Origin of the sequence: Candidatus Vesicomyosocius sp. SY067_SCS001, from assembly GCF_014706615.1 — a bacterium.
Taxonomy (GTDB): Bacteria; Pseudomonadota; Gammaproteobacteria; order PS1; family Pseudothioglobaceae; genus Ruthia.
The window spans coordinates 872,695-897,912 of sequence record NZ_CP054877.1 but is presented as its reverse complement, the minus strand read 5'-3'; the positions used below and the strand labels follow the sequence as shown (position 1 = coordinate 897,912).

27 protein-coding genes and 1 tRNA gene are annotated in these 25,218 nt (G+C 30.4%); 14 read left to right on the top strand and 14 right to left on the bottom strand.

Features of this window, described 5'->3' with window-relative positions:
* Nucleotides 1-2 precede the first annotated feature (2 nt).
* The 7 genes from HUW60_RS04320 to hisH all read left to right on the top strand — a co-directional run bounded on the left by HUW60_RS04320 (nucleotide 3) and on the right by hisH (nucleotide 6,241).
* Nucleotides 3-620, top strand: a complete 618-nt coding sequence (locus HUW60_RS04320) for a thiol:disulfide interchange protein DsbA/DsbL (protein ID WP_190600307.1) — start codon at nucleotides 3-5, stop codon at nucleotides 618-620.
* A complete protein-coding gene (thiD, locus tag HUW60_RS04315) occupies nucleotides 613-1,365 on the top strand; it encodes a bifunctional hydroxymethylpyrimidine kinase/phosphomethylpyrimidine kinase (RefSeq protein WP_190600306.1) in 753 nt (250 codons plus the stop codon). The genes HUW60_RS04320 and thiD overlap by 8 nt, the downstream gene beginning before the upstream one ends.
* Entirely contained in the window at nucleotides 1,362-2,435 is a 1,074-nt protein-coding gene (hisC, locus tag HUW60_RS04310) for a histidinol-phosphate transaminase (RefSeq protein WP_190600305.1), read from the top strand. The genes thiD and hisC overlap by 4 nt, the downstream gene beginning before the upstream one ends.
* Nucleotides 2,436-3,176 (top strand): Nif3-like dinuclear metal center hexameric protein, encoded by a 741-nt coding sequence (locus tag HUW60_RS04305; protein ID WP_190600304.1) that lies wholly within the window; start codon nucleotides 2,436-2,438, stop codon nucleotides 3,174-3,176. It begins immediately after the preceding gene.
* Nucleotides 3,177-3,790: 614 nt separating this feature from the next.
* A complete protein-coding gene (locus HUW60_RS04300) occupies nucleotides 3,791-4,813 on the top strand; it encodes an aspartate-semialdehyde dehydrogenase (RefSeq protein WP_190600303.1) in 1,023 nt (340 codons plus the stop codon).
* A 228-nt stretch (nucleotides 4,814-5,041) separates the two neighbouring features.
* Complete coding sequence (gene hisB / locus HUW60_RS04295) at nucleotides 5,042-5,620, top strand: imidazoleglycerol-phosphate dehydratase HisB (protein WP_190600302.1); 579 nt, start codon at nucleotides 5,042-5,044, stop codon at nucleotides 5,618-5,620.
* 6 nt (nucleotides 5,621-5,626) lie between these two features.
* Nucleotides 5,627-6,241 carry an imidazole glycerol phosphate synthase subunit HisH gene (gene hisH, locus HUW60_RS04290; RefSeq protein WP_190600301.1) on the top strand — a complete coding sequence of 205 codons (615 nt, stop codon included), beginning with the start codon at nucleotides 5,627-5,629 and terminating at the stop codon, nucleotides 6,239-6,241.
* A gap of 516 nt (nucleotides 6,242-6,757) precedes the next feature.
* Here the strand turns inward: hisH and nth are convergent.
* The 4 genes from nth to HUW60_RS04270 form a co-directional block, all read right to left on the bottom strand.
* Complete coding sequence (gene nth / locus HUW60_RS04285) at nucleotides 6,758-7,390, bottom strand: endonuclease III (RefSeq protein ID WP_190600300.1); 633 nt, start codon at nucleotides 7,388-7,390, stop codon at nucleotides 6,758-6,760.
* A 69-nt stretch (nucleotides 7,391-7,459) separates the two neighbouring features.
* Nucleotides 7,460-8,881, bottom strand: coding sequence for an exodeoxyribonuclease I (gene sbcB, locus HUW60_RS04280; RefSeq protein ID WP_190600299.1), 1,422 nt, complete (start codon nucleotides 8,879-8,881; stop codon nucleotides 7,460-7,462).
* Nucleotides 8,882-9,131: 250 nt separating this feature from the next.
* The gene (locus HUW60_RS04275) at nucleotides 9,132-9,335 is read right to left on the bottom strand and encodes a cold-shock protein (protein ID WP_011930219.1); all 204 of its coding nucleotides are present in this window, start codon (nucleotides 9,333-9,335) and stop codon (nucleotides 9,132-9,134) included.
* 814 nt (nucleotides 9,336-10,149) lie between these two features.
* Nucleotides 10,150-11,976 carry a DEAD/DEAH box helicase gene (locus HUW60_RS04270; protein ID WP_190600298.1) on the bottom strand — a complete coding sequence of 609 codons (1,827 nt, stop codon included), beginning with the start codon at nucleotides 11,974-11,976 and terminating at the stop codon, nucleotides 10,150-10,152.
* Between the two features lie 611 nt (nucleotides 11,977-12,587).
* On the opposite strand from HUW60_RS04270, the gene rplM reads away from it, so the two are divergent.
* Both rplM and rpsI read left to right on the top strand, forming a co-directional pair.
* On the top strand, nucleotides 12,588-13,016 hold the full coding sequence (gene rplM, locus HUW60_RS04265) for a 50S ribosomal protein L13 (protein WP_190600297.1): 429 nt from the start codon (nucleotides 12,588-12,590) through the stop codon (nucleotides 13,014-13,016).
* A gap of 13 nt (nucleotides 13,017-13,029) precedes the next feature.
* Nucleotides 13,030-13,425 (top strand): 30S ribosomal protein S9, encoded by a 396-nt coding sequence (gene rpsI, locus HUW60_RS04260; RefSeq protein WP_190600296.1) that lies wholly within the window; start codon nucleotides 13,030-13,032, stop codon nucleotides 13,423-13,425.
* Nucleotides 13,426-13,718: 293 nt separating this feature from the next.
* Here rpsI and HUW60_RS04255 read toward each other — a convergent pair whose 3' ends face one another.
* The 9 genes from HUW60_RS04255 to HUW60_RS04215 form a co-directional block, all read right to left on the bottom strand.
* Nucleotides 13,719-14,246: a histidine phosphatase family protein gene (locus tag HUW60_RS04255; RefSeq protein ID WP_190600295.1), complete on the bottom strand. Its 528-nt coding sequence runs from the start codon at nucleotides 14,244-14,246 to the stop codon at nucleotides 13,719-13,721.
* A complete protein-coding gene (locus tag HUW60_RS04250) occupies nucleotides 14,243-15,226 on the bottom strand; it encodes an NAD(P)H-dependent glycerol-3-phosphate dehydrogenase (RefSeq protein ID WP_190600294.1) in 984 nt (327 codons plus the stop codon). Before HUW60_RS04250 ends, HUW60_RS04255 begins: the two co-directional genes overlap by 4 nt.
* Entirely contained in the window at nucleotides 15,223-15,477 is a 255-nt protein-coding gene (locus HUW60_RS04245; RefSeq protein ID WP_190600293.1) for a glutaredoxin domain-containing protein, read from the bottom strand. Before HUW60_RS04245 ends, HUW60_RS04250 begins: the two co-directional genes overlap by 4 nt.
* A gap of 6 nt (nucleotides 15,478-15,483) precedes the next feature.
* Complete coding sequence (locus tag HUW60_RS04240; protein WP_190600292.1) at nucleotides 15,484-15,903, bottom strand: rhodanese-like domain-containing protein; 420 nt, start codon at nucleotides 15,901-15,903, stop codon at nucleotides 15,484-15,486.
* Between the two features lie 3 nt (nucleotides 15,904-15,906).
* Nucleotides 15,907-16,494, bottom strand: coding sequence for an aminodeoxychorismate/anthranilate synthase component II (locus HUW60_RS04235; RefSeq protein WP_190600881.1), 588 nt, complete (start codon nucleotides 16,492-16,494; stop codon nucleotides 15,907-15,909).
* 444 nt (nucleotides 16,495-16,938) lie between these two features.
* A complete protein-coding gene (locus HUW60_RS04230) occupies nucleotides 16,939-17,415 on the bottom strand; it encodes a chorismate--pyruvate lyase family protein (protein ID WP_190600291.1) in 477 nt (158 codons plus the stop codon).
* 46 nt (nucleotides 17,416-17,461) lie between these two features.
* On the bottom strand, nucleotides 17,462-19,513 hold the full coding sequence (gene recG, locus HUW60_RS04225) for an ATP-dependent DNA helicase RecG (protein ID WP_190600290.1): 2,052 nt from the start codon (nucleotides 19,511-19,513) through the stop codon (nucleotides 17,462-17,464).
* Nucleotides 19,514-19,563: 50 nt separating this feature from the next.
* Nucleotides 19,564-19,971 carry a Rid family detoxifying hydrolase gene (locus tag HUW60_RS04220; protein WP_190600289.1) on the bottom strand — a complete coding sequence of 136 codons (408 nt, stop codon included), beginning with the start codon at nucleotides 19,969-19,971 and terminating at the stop codon, nucleotides 19,564-19,566.
* 210 nt (nucleotides 19,972-20,181) lie between these two features.
* A tRNA-Leu gene (locus HUW60_RS04215) sits at nucleotides 20,182-20,268 on the bottom strand.
* An 84-nt stretch (nucleotides 20,269-20,352) separates the two neighbouring features.
* Here HUW60_RS04215 and HUW60_RS04210 point away from each other — a divergent pair.
* The 5 genes from HUW60_RS04210 to HUW60_RS04190 are packed head-to-tail and all read left to right on the top strand — an operon-like array spanning nucleotide 20,353 to nucleotide 24,529.
* The gene (locus tag HUW60_RS04210; protein WP_190600288.1) at nucleotides 20,353-20,562 is read left to right on the top strand and encodes a PP0621 family protein; all 210 of its coding nucleotides are present in this window, start codon (nucleotides 20,353-20,355) and stop codon (nucleotides 20,560-20,562) included.
* Nucleotides 20,563-21,216: a septation protein IspZ gene (locus tag HUW60_RS04205; protein WP_190600287.1), complete on the top strand. Its 654-nt coding sequence runs from the start codon at nucleotides 20,563-20,565 to the stop codon at nucleotides 21,214-21,216.
* Nucleotides 21,213-22,292 (top strand): glycine cleavage system aminomethyltransferase GcvT, encoded by a 1,080-nt coding sequence (gcvT, locus tag HUW60_RS04200; RefSeq protein WP_190600880.1) that lies wholly within the window; start codon nucleotides 21,213-21,215, stop codon nucleotides 22,290-22,292. Before HUW60_RS04205 ends, gcvT begins: the two co-directional genes overlap by 4 nt.
* A 42-nt stretch (nucleotides 22,293-22,334) precedes the next feature.
* Nucleotides 22,335-22,709 carry a glycine cleavage system protein GcvH gene (gene gcvH, locus HUW60_RS04195; RefSeq protein ID WP_190600286.1) on the top strand — a complete coding sequence of 125 codons (375 nt, stop codon included), beginning with the start codon at nucleotides 22,335-22,337 and terminating at the stop codon, nucleotides 22,707-22,709.
* An 8-nt stretch (nucleotides 22,710-22,717) separates the two neighbouring features.
* On the top strand, nucleotides 22,718-24,529 hold the full coding sequence (locus HUW60_RS04190; protein WP_190600285.1) for a ribonuclease catalytic domain-containing protein: 1,812 nt from the start codon (nucleotides 22,718-22,720) through the stop codon (nucleotides 24,527-24,529).
* Here HUW60_RS04190 and HUW60_RS04185 read toward each other — a convergent pair.
* Nucleotides 24,494-25,216, bottom strand: a complete 723-nt coding sequence (locus tag HUW60_RS04185; RefSeq protein ID WP_190600284.1) for a UDP-2,3-diacylglucosamine diphosphatase — start codon at nucleotides 25,214-25,216, stop codon at nucleotides 24,494-24,496. The two genes, HUW60_RS04190 and HUW60_RS04185, sit on opposite strands and share 36 nt — an antisense overlap.
* Nucleotides 25,217-25,218: the final 2 nt, after the last annotated feature.

The window sequence follows — 25,218 nt, the reverse complement described above, 5'->3', positions numbered from 1 at the left end:
TTATGAAAAAGATATTATTTATTTTACTTATTGCATTTTCTAGTTTTGTATTTTCGAAAGATTATGAAGCTGGTATAGATTATATAGTGCTTAATAAACCTGTTAAAACTATCACGGGTGATAAAATTGAAGTGCGTGAGTTATTTTGGTACTACTGCATACATTGTTATAATCTTGAACCACTTATAAATAGTTGGCTTAAAACCAAACCTAGTAATGTTGAATTTGTACGCCAAACAGCTATTTTTTCTAAGCGCTGGTTAAATGGTGCAATTTTTTATTTTGTGTTAGAAGAGTTAGACTTAGTTGAAAAATTGCATGAGGAGTTATTTGATGTAATTCATGTAAATAATAAACGTTTTAATTCTAAAGAGAGTTTTGTTGATTGGGTGGCAAGTTTTGGTGTTAATAAAAATAAGATAGTAGCAGCATTGAACTCTTTTAATGTGAAAATTAAAGTAAATAGATCTAAGTTGAGTACACTTAAATATAAGATTACAGGCGTACCAGCTATTATTATTAATGGTAAATACTTGACCGATGCAACATATGCAGGTTCGCATATTAATATGCTTAAAGTGGTAGATTTTTTAATCAAAAAAGAAAGTAAGTTTGAATAATGCAGTTTTAGTTTTATCAGGACTTGACCCTTGTGGAGGTGCAGGATTAGTTGCTGATATTGAAAGTATCAATCAATTTGGCGTAACACCCCTGGTTATTATTACCAACCTTACTGTACAAAATACAGCGTCAGTTGAGAATTTAATTGAGGTGGATTGCAATTTTATTATCCAACAATTTGAGTGTTTACAAGTTGATGTTGATTTTAAAGTGGTAAAGATAGGTTTATTATCTTCAATTCAGCAAATTAGAACTATTGCTAAGTTGGTTAAAAATAAAATTATAGTGCTTGATCCAATTGTGAAATCTAGTAGTGATTTTGATTTTTTAGATAGTGTTTTAATTGATTCTTTAAAACATCAATTATTGCCAATGGTAACAGTTATTACGCCTAATTTAACAGAATTACAAATTTTGGCGGGCGAACAGGATGAGCAAAAAGCTATTAAGAAACTTTCTTATAATTGGATTTTACTCACAAAAACTGACTCATCTGATGATGTGATTGAACATTGTTTGTATCACTACGGAACACTCATTCAAAGTTTCTCTTATCAAAAGCTACCAGGTAGTTATCATGGTTCTGGTTGTACACTTTCAAGCGCAATGAGTGCATTAATTGCATTGGGTTTGGATATTGAGATTGCAAGCAAGCAAGCATTAGACTATACATATCAAACTTTGTTAAATGCTAAAAGTATTGGTAAAATGCAAATGCATCCAAATAGACAAAAACCATTATGAGCTTTATCAATAATTGGTTGAGATCTGATATTAAGATGATCCATGCTTATTATGTGCCAATTTCTTCTAATATGGTAAAAATGGATGCTATGGAATCTCCATTTTCTTTATCTGACGAACTAACAGATCAATATTTAACCTATTTAGTTGATGCACAGCTTAATCGCTATCCAAGCCCTAGTTCAGATAAATTGAATCAAACACTTAGATTGTTGATGAATATTCCTAAAGAATTTGGTGTATTACTAGGTAATGGTTCGGATGAACTAATTCAATTATTAGCTTTGGCATGTGATACTGGAGATACTGTTTTAAGTGTTGAGCCTAGTTTTGTGATGTATGAAATGATTACAAAATTTACACGTCTTAATTATCAGAGTGTTTTATTAACAGATGATTTTGAGATTGACGATGATACTATGCAAAAAGCAATAAAAACTTATAATCCTAAATTAATTTTTATTGCTTATCCAAATAATCCAACAGGCAATACGTTTAATCGAGAAATTATTGAGCATATTATTAGCTCAACTAAGGCAATGGTTGTGCTTGATGAAGCTTATTATGCATATACAACAGATAGTTTTTTAACCGATATTGCCAAGTATCCAAATTTAGTTTTACTTAGAACAGTTTCTAAAATAGGTTTTGCTGGTTTACGTTTAGGCTTGTTAATTGCTACGCAAGATACAGTAAATCAATTAAATAAATTACGTTTACCTTATAATATAAATATTTTAACTCAAGTTAGTGCTAATTTTCTTTTACAAGAAAAAAATACTATTAATGCTAATGTTAGTGTTATTCTTGCTCAACGTCAGTTATTGTTTGATGCACTTGTTAAAATAAATGTTTTAAAAGTTTATCCGTCACAAACAAACTTTATTTTATTTAAAGCTCCTAATACAAATATTTTGTTCGATTTTTTGAAAGAAAATGGCGTTCTAATTAAAAATTTAAGTCTAAAAAAGAAATTAATTAATTGTTTACGTGTAACGATTGGCACTGAAGAACAAAATCAAAAATTCATTAATATTGTAAAAAAATTCTATATCTTACAAAGGGTGTAAATGATTGATAATAAAATCCTATCTGAATATTGTCATGATTATCTTGATGTAGATATATTTGATGATTATTGTCCAAATGGTTTGCAAATTGAAGGGCGTCAACAAATTAGAAAAATCATTGCTGGTGTTAGTGTTAATCAGGATTTAATTGAAAGAGTAATTGATGAAAAAGCTGACGCTCTATTTGTTCATCATGGATTGTTTTGGCAAAATGAAAGCTTAGTAATTACCGGCATTAAAAAAAATCGCATCAAGATTTTACTAGAGAAAAATATTAATCTATTTGCTTATCATCTTCCTTTGGATGCTCACCTTATAGTTGGTAATAATATTCAACTAGCAATGCATCTTAATATTGTTAATCCAACTCCTATTAGAGATACTTTGGTTTGGCAAGGTGAAGTTAAATTATCACTTATTGAGATGTCTCAAGTAGTACAAGATATTACACAACGTATACCTTTAGTATTTGGTAATCTTAACCAACAAATTAAAAAAATTGCATGGTGTACTGGTGGTGCTCAAAGCTATATTAAACATGCAATTAATATTGGCGCTGATTGTTTTATTACTGGAGAAATATCAGAACAAACCCCAGCTATCGCCAAAGAGAACAATATTGCTTTTATATCTGCGGGTCATTATGCTACTGAACGTTATGGAGTGCAAGCCTTATGTCAACACTTGAGTGAAAAATTTAACGTTAAATATCAATTTATTGATATTTATAATATCGTATGAAAAATAAGTTTTAAAGTAAGAACTAAAATCAAATTTATTTAAATTTATCAAAAATTTAAATGGTATTTATTATTAGTGTATCGTCATACTACTCGTTTATTTTAGTTTTTAGCATAGGGGCTAAAACATATTTTATGTATGCTATACATAATGATTTTTTGATGTTGGTATTTGTTTTATTATGAAGGAGTATTGAAATTGTTATATTTCCATAGTGTTGATTTTTATAAGCATTATGCTTATGTATTATTAATGTTTTTATGGTTATATCCCTGTTCTAAGTATTAATTTTTAATTATATTTAATGTTATCTCTTTTTGGATTTTGGCGGAAAATTTATATTTATATTAACATTAGTCAAATAATATTTATACAGGAAAGTTGTAAAGCAATGTAGTTGCTTAGTGTCAAATTCAACTTTAACAAAAATATTTTTAATGTTAGATGCGTAACCATAGTTTCCTTTTATGAAAGTAAGTCTTTTAAATTGACAAAATATAAAGTTCACTATCTTGAATAGTGAGATAAAATAAAAATAACCTGCTTTTGACGAATAAAATATTGATTAAAACTCAAGTATAATACTATTTATATAACTTATAAATTATAATTTTATGAATAAAAAGTATGATGTTGCTGTTGTTGGTGCAACAGGTGTAGTGGGAGAGATGATTCTTTCTATTTTAGAACAGCGAAATTTTCAAATTAATAGTTTATATCCTTTAGCGAGTGCTAATTCTACTGGTAAAAAAGTATTTTGTCAGGGTAAAAGTTGGATGGTGCAAGATTTAAATAACTTTGATTTTTCACAAGTGCAAATTAGTTTGTTTTCAGCTGGAGGTAGTATTTCTAAAAAATATGCACCAATTGCAGCTGATTCAGGGTGTATTGTGATTGATAATACGGCGTATTTTCGCCGTGATAAGGATATTCCATTGGTTATACCAGAAGTAAATCCTCATGCGATTATAGATTATACAAAACGTAATATTATTTCGAATCCTAATTGTTCAACCATTCAAATGTTAGTAGCACTTAAGCCGATCTATGATGCAGTAGGGATTAAGCGTATTAATGTTGCTACTTATCAGGCGGTATCTGGTTCTGGCAAGGAGGCAATTACTGAACTAACAGATCAAACAGTTAAATTATTAAATGGCCAAGAGATTGATATTAAGGTTTATCCAAAGCAAATTGCGTTTAATGTTATTCCACATATTGATGTTTTTCAAGACAATGGTTATACCAGGGAAGAAATGAAAATGGTATGGGAGACTCAAAAGATTTTTGAAGATGAAACTATCTTAGTCAATCCAACAGCAGTTCGTGTGCCAGTTATTTATGGCCATTCCGAGGCAATTAATATTGAAACTAGAAGAAAAATTACTGCAGCTGAAGCTACTAAGATTCTATCAGAAGCAAAGGGTGTGACAGTTATGGATAAGCGTGAAGATGGTGGGTATGCTACGCCATTTGTTGAGGCAACTAATCATGATGATACGTTTGTAGGCCGTATTCGTGAGGATATTTCTCATGAAAAAGCTCTAAATTTGTGGGTAGTTTCTGATAATATTCGTAAGGGTGCGGCGCTTAATACCGTGCAGATTGCTGAAATTTTAGTTGAGGAGTATTTATAAATCTTGATATCATAAAAACTATTTATTAAAAGTTTTTGCCAATTATTTTGTTTATACCTTAGGAGTAATTTGATTGTTTTATGCAAGTGTTATTGGTATTTTGATTATGTTGGTTATTACCAAAATTATTAGTTTTATAATTGTTTTAGCTTTATCCCTTTATATTGTTATGGTAATTATTTTTGTCAATAGTTATAATAAAGAATTATTTTAATTTGCAGAATAAATATGATTAAAGTATCTAGAAAAACCAATGAAACTGACATTATTGTTGAGTTAAATTTATATGGGATGGGTAATGCAAGTATAGATACTGGTGTTCCATTTTTAGATCACATGCTGGATCAAGTTGCACGGCATGGATTAATGGATTTAACTATTAAATGCGATGGTGATATACAAATTGATGATCATCATAGTGTTGAAGATATTGGTATTACATTAGGACAAGCCTTTGCTCAAGCAGTAGGTGATAAAAAAGGCCTTATACGTTATGGCCATTCTTACGTGCCGTTGGATGAATCTTTGTCGCGAGTTGTATTGGACCTTTCTGGTCGTCCTAGTCTAAATTTGAATGTAAGTTTTACACGTGCTATGATTGGCACCTTTGATGTTGACTTGATTTCAGAATTTTTTCAAGGATTTGTTAATCATTCTTTAGTTACATTGCATATTGATAATATTAAAGGAATTAATTCCCATCATCAGGCTGAAACCATCTTTAAAGCATTTGGCAGGGCATTACGTGTGGCAATAACAGAAGATGAACGTCAAGAAGGTATTCCTTCAACCAAAGGATTACTTTAAGTATTCGTGCAAAGTATTGCAATTATTGATTATGGTATGGGCAACATACGCAGTGTGAAAAAAGCACTTACATATGTTGCTCCTAATGATAATGTATTTATAACTAATAATACTGATTTAATTATGGAGGCTGATCGCATTGTTTTTCCAGGTCAAGGAGCAATAGGTGCTTGTATAAAAGCATTGGTAAAATATAAATTAATTAACGTGATTAAGCATTGCGTTAGTGAGAAGCCATTTTTGGGTATCTGTTTAGGTTTACAACTCTTATTTGATTTTAGTGCGGAAAATGGGGGTACCGATGGCTTATCTATTGTAGAAGGTAATGTTGTAAAGTTTTCTAATAATCTTAAAGTACCACATATGGGTTGGAATACAGTTAAACAAACAATAGAACATCCACTTTGGCATAATATTGATGATAATACACGTTTTTATAGTGTACATAGTTACTATGTAGAACAAAATAGCAACAATGTAGTTGCTGGGTTGACTAGTTATGGAGTTGATTTCACTTGTGCTATTGCTCAAGATAAACTGTTTGCAGTACAGTTTCATCCTGAGAAATCACAATATGATGGGTTGCAGTTACTTAGTAATTTTGTCAATTGGCGAATTTAGTAATTTTTTTGTTAAAGGATTTATTTTATTTAATTTTATGAATTATCTAGATCAACAATAAGCTGATTTTTCTCATTTGTAAAAATCTAAAACCAACTTTTATTTTGAATGGCATTTGTTAGTGAAAAAGCATAAATTAGATTAATCAATTTTTACATAGATAAAATTTAGCTTATTTTTTGTAAATCTTGTTTTCTGTAGATGCTTTTTATCTAAATAAAAAGATTCAAGTAAAGTCAATATAATCAGGATTATTTATTACTAGATTATAAATTTTTATAATGATTGTTAGTCTAAAACAAAAAAATAGTTATTGGTAATTTGATGAAGTTTAGTAAACTAAGTGCTTATTTATAATTAGTGAATTTAGAACTATCTTTTAAAAGATAAAAGTAGATTACACATGTAAATATTATTTATGTTATTTGAGTTTCTAATTGGTTGAACCGCTGCTTGTTTAAGGATTAAGAGATTTTTGCTATTGTGTTCTATCTTGAACATGGAATATTTAAAAAATTATAAGTTTTTTTCTTCGTATTCACAAAGATCAAGCAAGATACACTCTGTGCATAATGGAGATCGAGCTTTACAGGTATAACGTCCATGTAGAATCATTAAATGGTGTGCAGGTACTCGGTATTCATTAGGGATGAATTTAACCAATTTTTTTTCTACTTCTAATACAGTTTTACCACTTGCAATAGCAGTGCGGTTGGCTACACGATAAATATGTGTATCCACTGCAATAGTAGGATGGCCAAAGGCAGTATTAAGAACAACATTAGCAGTCTTACGACCAACACCAGGTAGTGCTTCTAGTTCTTTACGAGTTTTTGGGACGCTCGAGTTGTATTTTTCAATCAGAATTTTACAAGCTTGTATAATATGTTTGGCTTTTGAGTTAAATAAGCCAATAGTTCTTATTGTATCTCGAAGTGTATTTTCCCCTAGTTTAGAAATAGTTTTAGGTGTATTGGCAATTGGAAATAATTTGTCAGTTACCTTGTTGACACTTTTATCGGTTGCTTGGGCAGACAATGTTACGGCCACTAATAGTTCAAATGGTGTTGAATAGTTTAATTCTGTGGTTGGATTTGGTATCTTTTTAAGCAACCTTCCAAATATCTTTGTGCGTGTCTCGGCGTTCATTTTTTCTTTGCCTATTTTTTTTCTTAATGCTAAACATTATACCTTATATTTAAATCTAATGAAAATACCCTAAAAGAACGACTTGCTATAAGTTTCAAGTTGTTTCCATAATTTTTCTTGATTTGGGTGTTGTTTCCTGATTATGTTAATTCGTGTTAGATAATCATCAATGGTTATATATCCATTTATACCTGTTTGGACTCTTTCTTGTACAGTTTTGAACCATTCTTCTTTTTCGTTTTCAGTTAGAACGTCTGGATAGTTCCTAGCTTTGAAGTGCATTAGTAATTTTGAGAGTCTCTCGTCTTTAAATTTTGGATGAAAGTTTTTTAATTTATTAGTAGATAAAGTTTGGATTTGATTGCAAAGATGTTTATCTTTATTGTCGTTAATAAAATCATCATATAATGCTTGATCAACATCAGAACTTTGTGGACGTTGTTGATCATTTCTGTATAAATCTTGTACAACTTTGCTAATTACAATCTGATTTTCTTTAATAAATTCAAGTCGTTGAAGACAAGTACTCATATCAATTTTCAATTGTTTAATAATTCTTGACTCAAGTTTATAAACATTAGGAATAAACATTGGACTTTTATTAAAAATTAGTTCTTTAATTTGTAGTCCTTTCATTTCTTTTGATAATGCAGATTGATTATTTTTAGTAAACATTAGAGTTTTAAGTCTTTTAATGTTAAGTTCTAGTAAAATACAGGGATCCTGATCAAGGTTAAATACAAAGACTCGATCATGATATGAATGATAAGCAAGAGCAACTGATAAACGTGTACAAGAAAGAGTAGTAGGATATATTCCTGAGGTGTATAACATCGGTTCAAATAGTTTGATTTTTTCCTTAATTGTTTTCTTCTTTCTTAAACTAAATGCATAATCAAATAATTGTGGTTGTGTTTTTTTGATGATTTTTGCTATTGCAATAGTAGCATATACATCAGCTAAAGCGTTATGTGCATTTGTATGCTCAATGTCATTAGCCAGTGATAATTTATCTAATTTAAATATTACCTTATTTTGTTCATCATAAACCCATTTAAGGCTTGTGTCTTTTTTAAGTGCATAACATAAGCGTACAACGTCTAATATATCCCAGCGAGTATTACCATTTTTCCAATGCCAAGTATAAGGGTCTATAAAATTACGATACAATGTGTGACGAGTGAATTCATCATCAAAACGAATTGAATTGTAACCTACAATACAGGTATTTGGAGTTGAAAGTTGAGCATGAATTTTTCTAATAAATTTATGCTCAATCATTCCTTTTTGCTCACATAATTGTGGGCTAATACCAGTTATAAGACAGGTTTCAGGTGATAGTAAGCAATCATTGGTGGGTTTGCAGTAAAACATCTGTTCATTTATAATGTTAAAATTCTCATCAGTCCTGATACCAGCAAATTGAGAGATTCTATCTATTTTGGGAGAAATTCCAAAAGTTTCGTAGTCATACCAATAAAATGTTTTCATAAGTACACTAGTTTAGTGTATTAGTTGTTTACGAATAGATTTCTTATGTTTTAATCTTAGTAAAAATCGTCTATTATATCTAATTTCCGAATATCTTTAAGATAAGGTATCAATATTGATTTTTTATTATTAATATCTTTGACTATTTTAATATTTAAAATAGTCAACATATAATTATATGTTGTTTGTAACAGTAAATAGTAGTAATCCCAGTGATTAAACTGGGATTACTACTTAAATATGCAGTAATTTACTTTGGAAAGACATTAACAGCTTGTGGGCCTTTTTCACCATCTTCTAAGTCGAATTCCACTTCTTGACCTTCTTCTAATGATTTATAGCCATCGCCTTGAATAGCGCGAAAGTGAACGAATACGTCTCCGCCACTTTCTTGTTCAATAAAACCAAACCCTTTTTTTGCGTCAAACCATTTGACTTTTCCTGTTGTAGACATTGTGTTCTCCTATAAGTTAAAAATTACCGAAAAAATAGACCACCTTTATAGAGTACGAAAACCGACAATGAATCAATCAACAACATAGATATAAATAGTAGCTGCAACCCAAAACTAATTTTTTATAATGAGCATATTCTTTACAGCACTTTTTATTTTAGCATATATTTTTGCTATTATAGAATAATATTTATTCAAAATAAGTATTTGTCAGGTTATTAAAGTTTTATATTTTATTTTCTTGTGAAAACGCATAATAAGTTTGTGATTTTTAGTTAAAAAATTTAATCTGATAACTTATTTAATATAATTTATCAGAAAATATATTAAATAATAAGTTTTAAGTCTAACTAATTTTAGTAGACTAAAAGCCTAGGACTTTCTATAGTGTTAATATATGTATAATGAATAATACAATGATTATTAATATATATTATAGAGAATAAAGATATCTTTTAACATGTCTTATTTGATAAGACATGTTGCTGTAAAGCTAATAATGATCGTATATGAAATAAAATTAATTATTTCATATAATAATAGCGATAAGATAAATTCTAGTGATGAAAGTGATCGTGGGTGGTAAAAATTCAACATCGTTTGGTTTATTGTGATGACTAATGGCGTCATAATTATGATGTATAAGTAGCTTTGATTGTTTCTTCTGAAATAAAGTATAATGTCAGTGTCAGTAATAATTACAGTATTTTAGTTAATTCTAAAGATGAAACACGCTTAAAGAAAGATTCTCATTAATAAATTCAAACTAAATTAAAATTAGGAAAAACGCGTCAATTTCATTACATTTTAAATCTTAATATGATAATCTTGGTTTTCTACTGTGTTTATCATATCTTTTGTTTTTACTGTGATAGTTTTTATTATTACGTTGGTTATTGTTTTTGCTCTTGGATAATTTCCCAGGACTAAAGTTACGTTTTTCTGTTCGTCCTACAATTGTATCTTTGTTATTTTTTTCAGTGAGTTCTACAATATTTAAGCGTTTACCACAAACTATAGTTTTTTGTAAAATTCCAAATACTTCATTTGGTATTTTAGCCGGTAAGTCAATAGTTGAGAAATGATCAAAAATTTGAATTGATCCAATATATTCATTATCCATATTGATCTTATTTGCGATAGCACTTAAAATATTACTTATTTTAATATTATTATTATTACCCACTTCAATTTTATAGCGACACATTGGTATTTTCGGAAATTTTTTTAGTGGCTTAGCTTTTATGGGGATTATTATTTTTTCTTTGGGTGTTTGATTGGATACAAAGTTTGACTCCTTCTCTGATAATAGTAATGGTTCATTGCCTTGTGCAATATATGCCAAGGCAGAAGAAATTTGTGAGATTTCAATCTTTGGATTTTCTTGTTGGAATTCCCCGACTAATTTTTTAAATATTTCTAAGTTTTGATTGCTAATAGTTTGTATTATATTTTGTTTGAATGTTTCAATTCGTTTGGCGTTAATAATTTTTACGCTAGGTAGTTCAATAGGGGTTATTTTTTGTCGAGTAACATGTTCAATAGTACTAAGCATACGTCTTTCACGGTTTGATACGAATAAAATCGCTTCACCTTTTCGACCTGCACGTCCTGTTCTGCCAATACGATGTACATAAGATTCAGCATCTTGAGGGATATCGTAATTGACCACGTGAGAAATGCGTTCTACATCTAAACCACGGGCAGCAATATCGGTAGCAATTAGGATGTCAATTTTTCCCTGTTTGTAGTTATTAATAATACGTTCCCTTTGATTTTGTTGAATATCTCCATTAATTGCATCTGCTGAAAAACCCCGGTCAGATAGTTTTTCTGTTAATTCTACAGTGAGTGTTTTGGTTCGAACAAAAATAATCATTGCATCAAATACGGTCACTTCAAGAATACGAGTTAATGCTTCTAGCTTTTTTGATAAGCCGCCAACCATACAGTATTTTTGGGTTATAGTGGTTGCTGTTTCTGTCTTTGTTTTTATTTTAATAATTTTTGGTTGGTTTAAAAATTGTTTAGCTATCTTTTTGATAACATTTGGCATAGTAGCAGAAAAAAGGGCAATTTGTCGTTGTTCTGGAATGCGTTTCATTATCCATTTAATATCGTCAATAAATCCCATTTTAAGCATTTCATCGGCTTCATCTAGTACGAAGGATTTGAGATTGTCTAGTTTTAAAGTTTTTTTCTCAATATGATCCATTACTCGACCAGGTGTTCCAACAACAGCATGTACACCACGTTTTAGAGGACGTAGTTGAATATCATAAGATTGCCCTCCGTAAATAGGTAATACGTGAAAACCTTTCATACCTTGTGCATAGGTTTGTACTGCTTCTGATACTTGAATGGCAAGTTCACGGGTAGGTGCTAAGATTAATAATTGTGGTGCATTAATGTCTAAGTTAATTTTGTCAAGTAACGGGAGGACGAATGCTGCTGTTTTCCCTGTTCCTGTCTGGGCTTGCCCGATAATATCTTTGTTATTTAATAAGTGAGTTATGCATTGTTCTTGAATTGGGGAAGGAGTTTCATAGCCAATAGAGTCTAATACATCTAAAATAGTATTAGATAATCCTAAACGTTCAAATTTGGACGGTGATTTTTGGTCAGATTTATTTTCAGACATGTGATTTATAAGACAAATGAAGATCAGAATTATACCTAATTTAGGTATAATTTTAACGAACTATATTAATTTTTAATTATATTTATAATTACTAAATAATAAAATATTACTTATTAGCTGCGTTACTTGAATGATTCTATATGTTACGCTAGTATCAGTGGTGTTAAACTATGTCGTTATAGTTGCATTTATTCACTTTACTGATGTAGTACAATACTAATTATTAACTGCAAATATTGGTCATATTAAAAGCAAAGAACCTTTATTAAGGCATAAATATGGATGTTATTACAATTGTAATAACATAAGTGAAGAGTAGTTAATGAGTTATATTTGAGTGAATTATTTGATGTAATAAGTGCCCGTATTCATGTTAATTTTTTCTATGTTTGAGTATCGTATATTGTATAGGAAAGGTAAACATAGAAAACGCTGTTTTAACTATTTTTGTGGATTTTGGATTTATTGCATAGAATAAATTAACTGGGTTTAGTTGTTTTAAACAGTTCATCTAGTGATGTGATTAATTATATTAGTAAATATAGATAAACATTTAAAGTTCAAAATGATTATAATAATTCATTTATTTTACATGAATTATAGATAGGATTATGAAAACATTTAGCGCTAAAGCACACGAAGTCAAAAGAGATTGGTTACTCATTGATGCTGATGGTCAAACCTTAGGTCGTTTAGCAACTAAAATTGCTTTTCGTCTTCGTGGCAAACATAAACCTGAATATACACCACATACGGATATTGGTGATTATATTGTTGTCATTAATGCCTCAAAAATTAAGGTAACAGGTAATAAATTTGAAGACAAAATATATTATCACCATACAGGATATGTTGGTAACTTAAAATCAATAGCGTTCAAAGACTTACAGACCAAAAATCCAGAGATAATTATCAATAAAGCGGTGAGGGGTATGTTGCCAAAAGGTCCTTTAGGAAGAGATATGTTTAAAAAAATGAAAGTTTTTGTAAACAGTGAGCACACACACGGTGCACAACAACCTAAAGTATTAGATATTTAAGGTGAAAAACATTATGGTAAAAACAGAAATTTATTATGCAACAGGTAGAAGAAAAACATCAGTAGCTCGTGTTTATATGAGTAAAGGAAAAGGTGTTTTTATAGTTAATAAACGTCCAATGAATGAATATTTTGGACGTGAAACTTCTTCAATGATTATTAATCAACCATTAGATACGTCTGATATGAAAGATAAATTTGATTTTAATATTATGGTTAAAGGTGGTGGTGATACAGGCCAAGCTGGCGCGATTAGATTGGGAGTGACTCGTGCACTTATTGCATACAACAATGATTTACGGGGTGTATTACGTAAAGCAGGTTTTGTAACACGAGACGCTAGAATTGTAGAACGTAAGAAAGTTGGTCGTAAGAAAGCACGTAAGAGCGAGCAATTTTCTAAGCGTTAAGTTCTTTTAAAATAGATATAGGTTATTATTGTCTATCAATTAGTGTATTTTTTAGATTGAATACAAGCTTATTATACATTTATATTTGTTTTGTATAATCAAGCTAATTTTAGGGTAATCCTTCTTAAAAACCATCATGGTAAAGAAATATTAGTAATAGGATAGAAATTATTGAGCTTATTATGTCTATTTTAATTTATCTAAAATATGGTGTTTTAAGAGAATTTAGTTATGATCCTAATTTTTGAAATTAATTTGATTGAATTAAAAGAGTTTTACTAAGAAGTAAGATACTAAATAGTAAAACGTTCACTGGATGCACAAGAAACTTCCATTGTAAATATTTTTTCAACGGGTAGGCTTAATAAGTAAGATTTAATTATTCGAATAACACCAGCGTGCGCTATAATTAATACTGATTTATTGGTATGATGAAGTTTAATATCTTCAAAGGAAGATAAAACCCGTGATTGAAAATCATAAAGGTTTTCTGCATTAGGTGGTTGATGATTAATAGGATCTTGTCTAAAATTATTAACTAATTTTAGACCAATAGAATTAACATTTTTACCCTGCCAATCACCAAAACCCAATTCTTCAAAATTATTAATAATTTCGTAATAAATACTTTGTTTTTTGGATAAATACTTAGCAAATTTAGCACAACGTATTAAGGGTGAACTGGCAATGTAATCCCATGATCCTCCTTGAGTAGATTTGAGCATCTGTTGCCAACCATTTTTGCTAATAGGATCATTTTGGTTGCCACGATAAATATGCCCACCAACAGGTATTCCGTGTCTAAGTAGATCTAATTTCATTCGTTATTTTGTTGTTGCTCTCTAGACATTAAATAATTAACTGCTTCAGTAGGGGTTATATTTCCTTGAGTAATCTGATAAACCTGCTCACAAATTGGCATTTCTACTTTTTTTTTATTGGCAATAGACAAAATAAGATCAAGTGTATTAAGTCCTTCAACTGTACCCCCTACCTTGATTAATGCATTTTTGATATTATAGTTGTTAACTAATTCTTGGCCAAATCTCCTGTTTCTAGATAGATTATCTGAACAAGTAAGTACTAAATCTCCTAAACCAGATAAGCCAATAAAAGTAGAATTTTTTGCACCAAGACTTTTTCCTAAGCGTGACATCTCTGATAAGCCTCTAGCGATTAAGGCTGCTTGAGTGTTAAAACCATATTTTAATCCAGAAGTAATACCTGCGGCGATGGCTAGGATATTTTTAACTGATCCGCCAACTTCTACACCGATAATGTCAGCATTGGTATAAGTACGCAAGGTGTTTGTTTGTATTAATTTTGCAAAGTGATTTCTGGTATTTTCATCAACAGATGCCACGACTAATGCGGTAGGTTTATTTAATGCTACTTCAAATGCAAAACTTGGCCCAGAGATAACACACCCATTATGATTTGGGAATAAACGTTTGAAACTTTCATATAAAAAACATCTTTTAGTTGTATCAAAACCCTTTGTACCCCAAGCAATTTTATGAGTATGATTAATGAATGGCTTTATTTTTTCTAAAATTTCAGAAAATGCGTAGCTAGGTGTGGTAATTAGTATGTTTTTAGAATTTTGTAATTTATATAAATCATAAGCAATTTTTACATTGTTAGGATAGGGTATGGATAATGCTGAATGTTTTGATTTTAATTTTTTGATGTTAGCTTGAGTGTGGGTGTGTAGATAAATTGTATCAAAGTTATCATAAAGGGCAATGGCTAAGGCACTTCCCCAAGCACCAGCACCAATGATGCTAAGGTTATTACTCATGGTTTATTTAAAATTTCATCTAATTTTCCGGATTGTTCTGCAGCTGATAAGTCATCAAATCCTCCTATATAGAAGTTATTAATAAATATTTGTGGAACGGTTGTTCTATTTGTTTTTTCTTTCACTTCATTCCAGTCGACTTGTGTCCTAACGTAGTGTTTCTTAAAAGGAATACCTTTTTTTTCAAGTAATTGGTAAGCTTTTTGGCAAAAAAAACAAGAATCTGAGCAATAAATAATATTTTTTTTCATTGTTTGTTATGTTTTAATGGGTAGTTTGGCTTTTTTCCATGCTTTAAACCCTCCTTTTAAGTTGTATACATTCACAAATTTATTGCGTGTCAATAGTCCAGAAATATATGCTGAACGAGAGCCGCTACGACAATAAACTAGTACTTTTTTGTGCTTATCTAGTGAAAACAATTTACTTTTAACATTAGCAAGTGGAATGTGAATATCACCATCAATATATCCGACCTTTCTCTCTTTTTCTTCTCTAACATCTAATAGAATTAGATTGTTATTATCCATAAGTGTAACTGCTCCATTAGGGTCAATATCTTTATATTTTTTTAATTTATCAACAACAATATTACCAATAAGTAAAGCAATTAATAGTATAAGTGTAATGGTTGTAAATATTTGCTCGTTAGCAAATAAGAATTCAAATATTTTCATGATTTATAAAGCCCTCCTTATTAAAAAATTATTTAAGATTTCATGACCCTGTTCGGTTAAAATTGATTCCGGATGGAATTGGACTCCCTCAGTAGCAAATTTTTTATGTCTAACGCCCATAATTTCGTCTACTTCTCCTTTGTTATTTTTGGTCCATGAGGTAACTTCAAAGCATTTCGGTAAAGTTGATTGTTGTGCTACTAATGAATGATAGCGTGTTGCATTGAGTGGATTTTTGAGGCTTGTAAATACACCTTTGTTGGTATGATAAATTTTAGACACCTTCCCATGCATAATTTTTTTTGCACCAATAATATGTCCACCAAAAGCCTGAACTATAGCTTGGAACCCTAGACATACACCTAAGATTGGTATTTTCTTAGAAAAATACTTAATAACTTCAATTGAAATTCCTGCTTCGTTTGGTGCGTAAGGGCCTGGTGAAATTACCAAAAATTCAGGCATAAGTTTTTCAATGTCATGTATTGTAATTTCATCGTTACGGTACACTTCAACAGTTTGTCCTAACTCACCAAAATACTGCACTAGATTATAGGTAAATGAGTCGTAATTGTCAATCATAAGCAACATAATATGTGCTATTTTACCGTTAAAATAGAGACGAGTTAAGAACACTTAAAACAGCAAATACTGTTTTACAGTTTACCGTGTTAAATCATTCAAAGTGAGCTTGTCTGTTGTTTGTTATTAGTATGTTTTCAATCGATTGATCTTTTTTGTTGCACTTTTAAGCTTGTTATAAAATAGCTATTGGCTGGTTTTGTTTTTGTTAATTGTCAAAATTAGAACTTGTCTATTTTTTAATGTAATAGATTGCAAGATAAGATTAAGCGTAAATAATGGATAAATTTTCAATTTATATATCAAAAATACCGCTAAAAATAGCTTAATATTATCAATTTTATCTGATAAATTATTCAATAATATTAAGTTAATTATTTTAATTATGGATTGCTAACTAGAGGTTGGAAAGAATATCATTCAAATATATTAATATATATATCAAAGCTTGAATCAACTAATTAATTTATTAGTTTTTATAAAAAATTCACTCACCAATATTTGAGTTGAACCAATGGTAAGGAGAGATCTTCTACCCCAAGTTCCATGTGTATAGGTAACTTGTAATTGACCGCGTTTAATATTTGCATCATTAAACAATATTTCACCTAAAGGGTGATTACCAATTTTTAATAAGCTTTGTGTGTTGTTAGTAATGGGGATGATTGACCTAGCAAATACAATAACTTGATCATTTCCTAAAAGCTCTACTTCACGTACAACAAATTGGCTGTACCAATCAAGCAATTTTATTTCATCAGCATGTGGAATGGATTCTTCTTGTGATAAAATATTAACTGAAAATCGATTAAATTTTTGTTTTAGTTTAGCGGTTAAGGATTGATAATCATCAAGCCAAGCAAGAATGTGATCAGGTATATTTCTAATTTGATTTAAGCTTGTCCATATTAAATTTTTTGTGTTAAACATAATTATAGTATTTTATGTCAATCAAATACTTTTAAATATTACCATATTAGCTGTTATCATCAGTACTCCAACGAGTAATAAGTATTTGTTGTTTATTTTTGTTTAATTTTAATAATTGTTTTGAGTAAGACTGTACTTGTTTTAGCAAATACTTATCACGCACAATATTGGCAATTTTCATATTAGCTATGCCTATCTGTTGTGTTCCTAGAATCTCACTAGGGCCACGAAGTTCTAGGTCTTTTAGTGCAATTTTAAATCCATCATTTGTTTTTCTTAAGATGTCAAGTCGTTCAAGAGCATTATAACTGAGTGGCGTTTGATACATTAGAATACAAATACTAGCGTCAAGACTTCGTCCTACGCGACTACGTAATTGGTGTAATTGTGTAAGCCCTAGTCTTTCAGAATTTTCAATGACCATGAGTGATGTATTAATAATATTAATACCTGCTTCAATCTCTGTAGTAGTAACTAAAATGTCAATTTTACCTTTTAAGAATTGTGCTATAATTTTAGATTTTTTGTGTTTGTGCATTCCTCCATAAATTAGTACTACATTTAATCCTTCTAATTTTTTTTTTAGATAATTATGGGTATTGATAGCAGATTCAGTACGGAGTATTTCTGATTCTTCAATCAGCGTACATATCCAATATACTTGATTACCAGTATTACAAACTTGTTTGATTTTTTCAATTACTTTATTTTTTTTATTATTTCCAATTACAATAGTGTTAGTTGGCGTTCTGCCAGGTGGTAATTCATCAATTATTGAGTAGTCTAAATCTGCATAAGCACTAATAGTTAATGATCTTGGAATAGGAGTGGTAGTTATGACTAGCTGATGAGGTGTATTATGCGATTTTTGTACAAGAGATAAGCATTGATGTATACCAAATTTGTGTTGTTCATTAATAATTACTAAACCTAGTTTATCAAAAACAACTTTGGTTTGGAGTAATACGTGGGTGCCAATGATAATTCTTGCTGTATTTGTGTTAATTTTTTCAAGTTGTTTGGATTTTTGTATTGCACTTTGTGAGTCAGTTAAAAACGCAATTTCAATACCTAAAGGAGTTAGGTATTTTGAGAATCCTTGTAAATGTTGTGCAACTAGTATTTCAGTTGGTGCAATGATAGTTGTTTGAAAGCCATTTTCGATTGCTTGTAAACAAGCAAATACAGCTATAATAGTTTTGCCTGATCCTACATCACCTTGCAATAGTCTAAGCATTGGATGGTTTGAACTAAGATCTGAATTAATGTCATTGATACAACGTTGTTGTGCTTGGGTAAGTTGAAATTTTAAGGTATTTAATGCTTTTTGAGTTAGGTTATTTTTTATTTTAAATATATTGGATGTTTTGGATTTATGTTTGCTTTTGAGCTTGAGTAGGCTAAGGCGTTGTGCACATAACTCTTCAATAATCAAGCGTTGCTGTGAAAGGTGCTTAAAATTAGCGATTTGTTTGATATCATCATCAAATTTAGGGTGATGTAATGTATTTAAAGCCTGCTTAAGAGTAGGCATGGCATTGTTTGTTAGATTTTTAAAATGATCAGACAAATCTGATTGTTGAAAAACTTCTAATGCAATACCTATCCATTTCTTCATTTGTGCTTGACGAATATTGGTGGTTAATGGATAGATAGGGCTAAGTGTTTTTTCTAGTAAATTAGCTTGTCCTTTAGAGATTAATCTATATTCAGGATGGTGTATTTCTAAGCTATTTTGACCCATTTTTATCTCACCAAAGCATTGGATGATATCACCACGAATAAAGTTTTGTTTTTGATATTGATTAAAATAAAAAAATCTAAGTAATAAGTTTTGGTGATTAGAGTCAGATAAATAGCATAACAATTGTTTCTGATGAGTTGACACCTGTTCGGTATACTTTATAGTTAGTTGAATTAATACTTCATCACCTACTTGGACTTGGTTTAATTTAACTAGTTTAGTCTTATCTTGATAGCGTGTTGGTAATTGAAATAATAAATGTTCCAAATTAAAAATACCAATGGCGTTTAGTTTTTGTTGTGTTTTTGGACCTAACCCATCTAATATAATAATTGAATTAGATAGTTGATACATAAAATAGGTGGAGTTTGTTTAAATAAACTAGAGGGCTTTATTAAGTTATTTTAGTAGGTGTAATCACAGGGTTCTATTGCCATAATCCCATCTATTTCAACCATGGATTTTTTAGGTAGTTCATTAACACCGATCATTGCACGTGCGGGATATGGTTCATTAAAATAGGTGAACATTATTTCGTTAACTTTTGGAAAATTATTTAGATCAGTTAGGTAGATATTTAGTTTTACAATATCCTTTAAGTCACCATTAGATTGACGACAAACAGCTATTATATTTTTAAAAACTTGATTAATTTGTTCACCAATATCTCCACTGATTATTTTCATTGTTTCTGGTATTAAAGGAATTTGTCCAGATAAGTAAATGATAGATCCTCCAGTAATACATACTGCTTGAGAATAAGTGCCGATTGCTTTAGGGGCTTTGTCGGTTGAAATAATCTGTTTTTGCATAATAAAGAGTACCTGAGTTAGAATGTATTAATTATACGAAATCTTAGCCAAGTTAAGGTAAATTTTTTGGTAAATATTCCTCAAATATTTTGAACATGGTGGTTGTAAAGATAACTAATACTCCATAATTGTTTATTAGTAAAATATAGAAAATATAGTTAGTTTTTTGTCATCAAACGCTGGTTGTTCAAAAAATTAATTTAAGAATGGTGGTGCCCAGGGCCGGAATCGAACCGGCATAGCCGTTAAGCCGCAGGATTTTAAGTCCTGTGTGTCTACCAATTTCACCACCCGGGCAGTTTGTAAATTATTGATACGTAAAAAAAAGGAATTATATACTAAGCATGGGTAAAATTTTACTTTTTGTCAGGGTAGCATTGTATGGGGATTGTTAAGTTAATTATTATTGTTCTATTTGTTTGGATGGGTTTTTGGTTACTAAAAAAGTTTAGGAAACCAATTTATCGTATTAAGCAGAAATCTTCTAGCAATATAATGTTGGCTTGTAGTGTTTGCAAGATTCATATCCCTAAAAATGAGGCGATTATTCAAAATAATAAAGCATATTGCTCTAAAGAGCATTTAGAATAAGTGAATAAATTCTTACTTGAATTTTTTCCTATTGTTCTATTTTTTGTTGTTTATAAATTCATGGGTTTGTATATGGCAATTTATGCCATGATTGGCGCGACTTTCTTGCATATGATGATTGTACGTTACCAAATTGGAAGGTTTGAAAATACGAATTTAATAACATTTGGTTTATTGGGTATTTTAGGAGGTGTGACGCTTGTTTTGAGAGATCCTGCATTTTTAATGTGGAAAGTTAGTGTGCTGTATGTGGTATTTGCTTTTATGTTAGTGTTAAGCATGTGGATTGGTAAGAAAACCTTATTACAAAGAATGTTAGGAAAGGAATTAGATTTGCCGATAAATGTATGGTGTCAACTTAGTTGGTTGTGGGGATTTGGTTTTATGGGTATTGCGATTGTTAATGCTTATTATGTTAATATTGCTTTAAGCGCTAGAGAGGCATTATTTACCGCTACTGAACTTGATCCTAAGATTGAATTGACAATGTTAAATTGCACGAATATAGCAATGAGTAAACTTTGTATTACTGCCCAAGAGGCTGAAGAATCTTGGGTTAATTTTAAATTATTTGGCACTATAGGGCTAACACTTATATTAATAATCATAATGATAATTTTTATTAAAAAATATATTAAAGAAGATAAAAAATAATGAAACAAACACCATTGTATCAAATACATGTAGAGTCACAAGGAAAGATGGTTGATTTTTGGGATTGTAAAATACCACTCAATTATGGTTCTCAAATTGAGGAGCATCATCAAGTACGCCATGATGCAGGTATGTTGGATATTTCACATATGAGTGTGGTGGATTTTAAAGGCGCTGAAGCAAAAGCATTTTTGCAAATTTTGATTGCTAATGATGTTGATAAGTTAAGAGTACAAGGAAAGGCTTTATATGGTTGTATATTAAATGAGCTAGGAGGGATAGTGGACGATTTGATTGTTTATTATCTAAATAATGAATATTATCGTATGGTTATCAATGCAAGGACTACCGATAAGGATATGTCTTGGATTAACACTAAAGCAAATAGTTTTGATGTATTGGTTGAGCCTATATCTGATTTAGCTATGATTGCTGTACAAGGTCCAAATGCAAGGGAAAAAGTATTCTCTGCTATACCAGGAGTAGAAGAGGTTTGTGGTGAGTTAAAATCATTTAATGCAGCTAGTTTAGGTAAGTTGTTTATTGCACGCATAGGCTATACAGGCGAAGATGGATTTGAAATTATGTTACCTTCAAATGCGGCAAAATTTACTTGGAAAATGCTGCTTGAAGCTGGTGTTAAACCTTATGGTTTAGGTGCATTTGATACTTTACGTTTAGAAGCAGGAGTGAGTTTATATGGTTCAGAAATGAATGATATGGTTTCACCACTTGAAGCAGCATTAGCTTGGACGGTTGATTTAAGCGATGAAAATCGTGCGTTTATAGGTCGTGATGCACTAGAGGCGTTAAAAGATAAAGGCGTTAAAAAAACCATTGTTGGTTTAGTTTTAGAAGGTAAAGGTGTGATTAATAACCACCAAAAAGTAATGACTAACCTAGGTGAAGGCAAAGTTACTTCAGTTATACTCTCACCTACTATAGGTAAGGTAATTGCACTGGCAAGCGTACCGAAAGGTAACCTTAGTGTGTGTGAAATTGAGATACGAAAAAGGCAGGTTTACGCTAAAATAGTTGAACCGCCATTTGTGCGTAATGGTACTGTATTGGTTTAAATAAGTAAGAAAAAATTATTTGAAAAACATTAGGAGAACAGCATGAGTGAAATAAAAGACGATAGACAATATACACAAACTCACGAGTGGATTTTAGATAATGGTGATGATACTTATACTATGGGTATTACTGATCATGCACAAGCATTATTAGGTGATATGGTATTTGTAGAATTACCTAATGTTGATGATAAAGTCTCTATTGATGATGAGTTTTGTGTGGTTGAATCTGTTAAAGCGGCTAGTGGTGTTTATTCACCTGCTGATTTACAAATTATTGAAGTTAACGAAGCGCTTGATGACGAGCCAGAATTGGTTAATTCTAGTTGTTATGATGATGGTTGGTTAGTTAAATTTAAGTCTCATTCAGTTGGTGATTTAATGAATGCTACTGTTTATGCACAAATATTAAACTAGATTCTAAATTGATTAACGCTTTAGTATCCTATAAAGGTAAGCCTGCACGTATTATCAAGCAAACGATGCATAAATTTGTATTAGAGTTTGCTGATGGTTCTTCACGCTTAGTACGAGAAAAAGATTTCCGTTTTATTCATTCTGAATTTATTCAGGTAGATAACTCATGTACATATACATATGCAGATATGTCTGTACTTGAAGATTTACAAGAGGAAGTATTAACATTAGAAGAAATAACGGAATGGTTATTTGATGAGTATAATGCTAAAAATGCTTGGTGTAGCTTTGTTTTAATTGAAGATGGGTTGTATTTTTATTGGCAAAAAGACAAAGTTTTTATACGCCCAACTTGCCAAGTTGAAAATATTCGAACTAAACGTGATGCTAAAATTATTGAGACTAAAAATCTTAAGCATTGTGCGGATAATATTGCTAATAATATATTGGATGAACAAGATTTACCCTATATTAGGGATATTGAAAAAGTGGCGTTAAATCAATCTAAGCATGCTAAGGTCTTATCTAGTATTGGTGTAGAAAATATACCTGAATCTGCTTATAGATTGTTATTAGATCTGAATTATTTTAAGCCAAGTTTTAATCCTTACCCAACTCGTAATAATATTCTTAAAGATGATCAAATTGATGCCAATATAGTGAAGGTTGAGCGGGTTGATTTAACGCATTTATCTAGTTATGCAATTGATAATTTTGATTCAAATGATGCTGATGATGCAATTAGTATTGATGGTGATAAGATTTGGATTCATATTGCTGATGTATCTTTGATTGCTACCGTTGGTTCTGAGTTGGATGCTTATGCACAAAAGCGTGCTTCTAATTTATATTTACCCGATCAAATTATCCACATGCTACCTATTTCTGTGACTAAGATGTGTGCATTAGGATTGACTGAAACATCATATGCTTTGTCGATAGGTTTTATTTTAGAATCAGGCGAAATTAATAACATTGAAGTGGTTCGTAGTATAATTAAAGTAACTAATATTAGTTATGATAATGCAGATGGGATGTTGGACTCTAATGAGTATTTATCAAAATTACAAAGTATCACAAAAGCACACAAGCAATATAGATATAGAAATGGCGCAATTAGTTTAAATTTGCCCAATGTTGATATTAGGTTTAGGCAGGGCCAAGTGTTAATTACACAACAAAGATTAAGTAAAAGTCGTGAATTGGTGGCCGAAATGATGGTGATGGCGGGTCGTGTTGTTGCACAATTTGCTGTTGATAATAATATTGTTATGCCTTATACAATTCAAGATAAAGGAGAATTTTCACAAGAAATATTAGATAATCAAGACAGATTATCTTTATCTGAGTCATTTAAAGCTACAAAATTTTTTAAACGCTCAGCTACATCTATCAAGAATTTACCCCATTTTGGGTTAGGAGTTAAGGCGTATTTACGTATTACTAGCCCACTTAGAAGGTATCTTGATTTATTCGCACATCAACAGCTTAGTCGATTTATTAAGGGTGAAGATACATTAAACAAGGAGGATGTTAAAAAGATTATTGGTATTCATAATACTACTATGTCTAGTGTTGGTAGGACGATACGTTCTAGTAATAATCATTATAAATGCGTTTATTTACTCGATAATCCATTATGGAAAGGTGATAGTTTTGTAGTGGATATACGAGGTGATAAAGCATTGCTTATGATTCCTGAGTTAGGTATGATAACTCAGATTAGGTTTAAAATTTTGCCTCAGCTAGATGAAAAAATAATACTAAAAGTAACAACTGTTGATTTAGTTGATTGTAGTGCTAATTTTAAGTCGATTTAGTTGTTGATGATTAATTTTAATTGCATTCCCTTGGTTGTTTGACCAGTCCCCCAATACGTATCTAGTAAATTTATTATTAATATGGGTGTCTAATCGGTGTGTATGTCCGTGAATAAGATTTACACCAGGGTATTTTTGCATTAATTGATTAACGCTTGTCATATTTACATCCATAACCTTAAGTGATTTACTTTGTTGAGCTTTGATGCTATTTTGTCGTAATTGTTCACTAATTTTTATACGTAGTTTTGTTTTTAAATGTAGAAAAACAAATTTTGTGATTGGATGTTGTAGTACGCTTTTTAAGCGTTGATATTTCTTGTCATCACTGCATAATTCATCGCCATGTGTTAGTAAATATTTTTGTTTACTAGTTTTAAGTAAATAAGGAGTGTGAATTAAGATACAATTAGTTTGTTTAGCAAAGTTATTACCTAGTAAAAAATCACGATTGCCAGTCATGATAAAAATTTTAGTTTTAAGACTTAGTTTTTTTAAAGTCAAGATAACTTTTTGATAATAATTGATTGATAAGTCATCACCCAGCCAAGTATTAAATAAATCTCCAAGAATAAAAAGTTGATCGGCTATAACAGCATGTTCTTGACAAAACTTAATAAAAAGATGAGTTTTTTCCATTTTATTAACAGTAAGGTGTAAATCTGCTATGATGAGTGTTTGACTCATTA

Coding starts and splice junctions, on each gene's coding strand:
- HUW60_RS04320 (WP_190600307.1), top strand. CDS start 3: ATGAAAAAGATATTATTTATTTTACTTATTGCATTTTCTAGTTTTGTA.
- hisC (WP_190600305.1), top strand. CDS start 1,362: ATGAGCTTTATCAATAATTGGTTGAGATCTGATATTAAGATGATCCAT.
- HUW60_RS04305 (WP_190600304.1), top strand. CDS start 2,436: ATGATTGATAATAAAATCCTATCTGAATATTGTCATGATTATCTTGAT.
- HUW60_RS04300 (WP_190600303.1), top strand. CDS start 3,791: ATGAATAAAAAGTATGATGTTGCTGTTGTTGGTGCAACAGGTGTAGTG.
- hisB (WP_190600302.1), top strand. CDS start 5,042: ATGATTAAAGTATCTAGAAAAACCAATGAAACTGACATTATTGTTGAG.
- nth (WP_190600300.1), bottom strand. CDS start 7,390: ATGAACGCCGAGACACGCACAAAGATATTTGGAAGGTTGCTTAAAAAG.
- sbcB (WP_190600299.1), bottom strand. CDS start 8,881: ATGAAAACATTTTATTGGTATGACTACGAAACTTTTGGAATTTCTCCC.
- HUW60_RS04275 (WP_011930219.1), bottom strand. CDS start 9,335: ATGTCTACAACAGGAAAAGTCAAATGGTTTGACGCAAAAAAAGGGTTT.
- HUW60_RS04270 (WP_190600298.1), bottom strand. CDS start 11,976: ATGTCTGAAAATAAATCTGACCAAAAATCACCGTCCAAATTTGAACGT.
- rplM (WP_190600297.1), top strand. CDS start 12,588: ATGAAAACATTTAGCGCTAAAGCACACGAAGTCAAAAGAGATTGGTTA.
- rpsI (WP_190600296.1), top strand. CDS start 13,030: ATGGTAAAAACAGAAATTTATTATGCAACAGGTAGAAGAAAAACATCA.
- HUW60_RS04255 (WP_190600295.1), bottom strand. CDS start 14,246: ATGAAATTAGATCTACTTAGACACGGAATACCTGTTGGTGGGCATATT.
- HUW60_RS04250 (WP_190600294.1), bottom strand. CDS start 15,226: ATGAGTAATAACCTTAGCATCATTGGTGCTGGTGCTTGGGGAAGTGCC.
- HUW60_RS04245 (WP_190600293.1), bottom strand. CDS start 15,477: ATGAAAAAAAATATTATTTATTGCTCAGATTCTTGTTTTTTTTGCCAA.
- HUW60_RS04240 (WP_190600292.1), bottom strand. CDS start 15,903: ATGAAAATATTTGAATTCTTATTTGCTAACGAGCAAATATTTACAACC.
- HUW60_RS04235 (WP_190600881.1), bottom strand. CDS start 16,494: ATGTTGCTTATGATTGACAATTACGACTCATTTACCTATAATCTAGTG.
- HUW60_RS04230 (WP_190600291.1), bottom strand. CDS start 17,415: ATGTTTAACACAAAAAATTTAATATGGACAAGCTTAAATCAAATTAGA.
- recG (WP_190600290.1), bottom strand. CDS start 19,513: ATGTATCAACTATCTAATTCAATTATTATATTAGATGGGTTAGGTCCA.
- HUW60_RS04220 (WP_190600289.1), bottom strand. CDS start 19,971: ATGCAAAAACAGATTATTTCAACCGACAAAGCCCCTAAAGCAATCGGC.
- HUW60_RS04210 (WP_190600288.1), top strand. CDS start 20,353: ATGGGGATTGTTAAGTTAATTATTATTGTTCTATTTGTTTGGATGGGT.
- gcvH (WP_190600286.1), top strand. CDS start 22,335: ATGAGTGAAATAAAAGACGATAGACAATATACACAAACTCACGAGTGG.
- HUW60_RS04185 (WP_190600284.1), bottom strand. CDS start 25,216: ATGAGTCAAACACTCATCATAGCAGATTTACACCTTACTGTTAATAAA.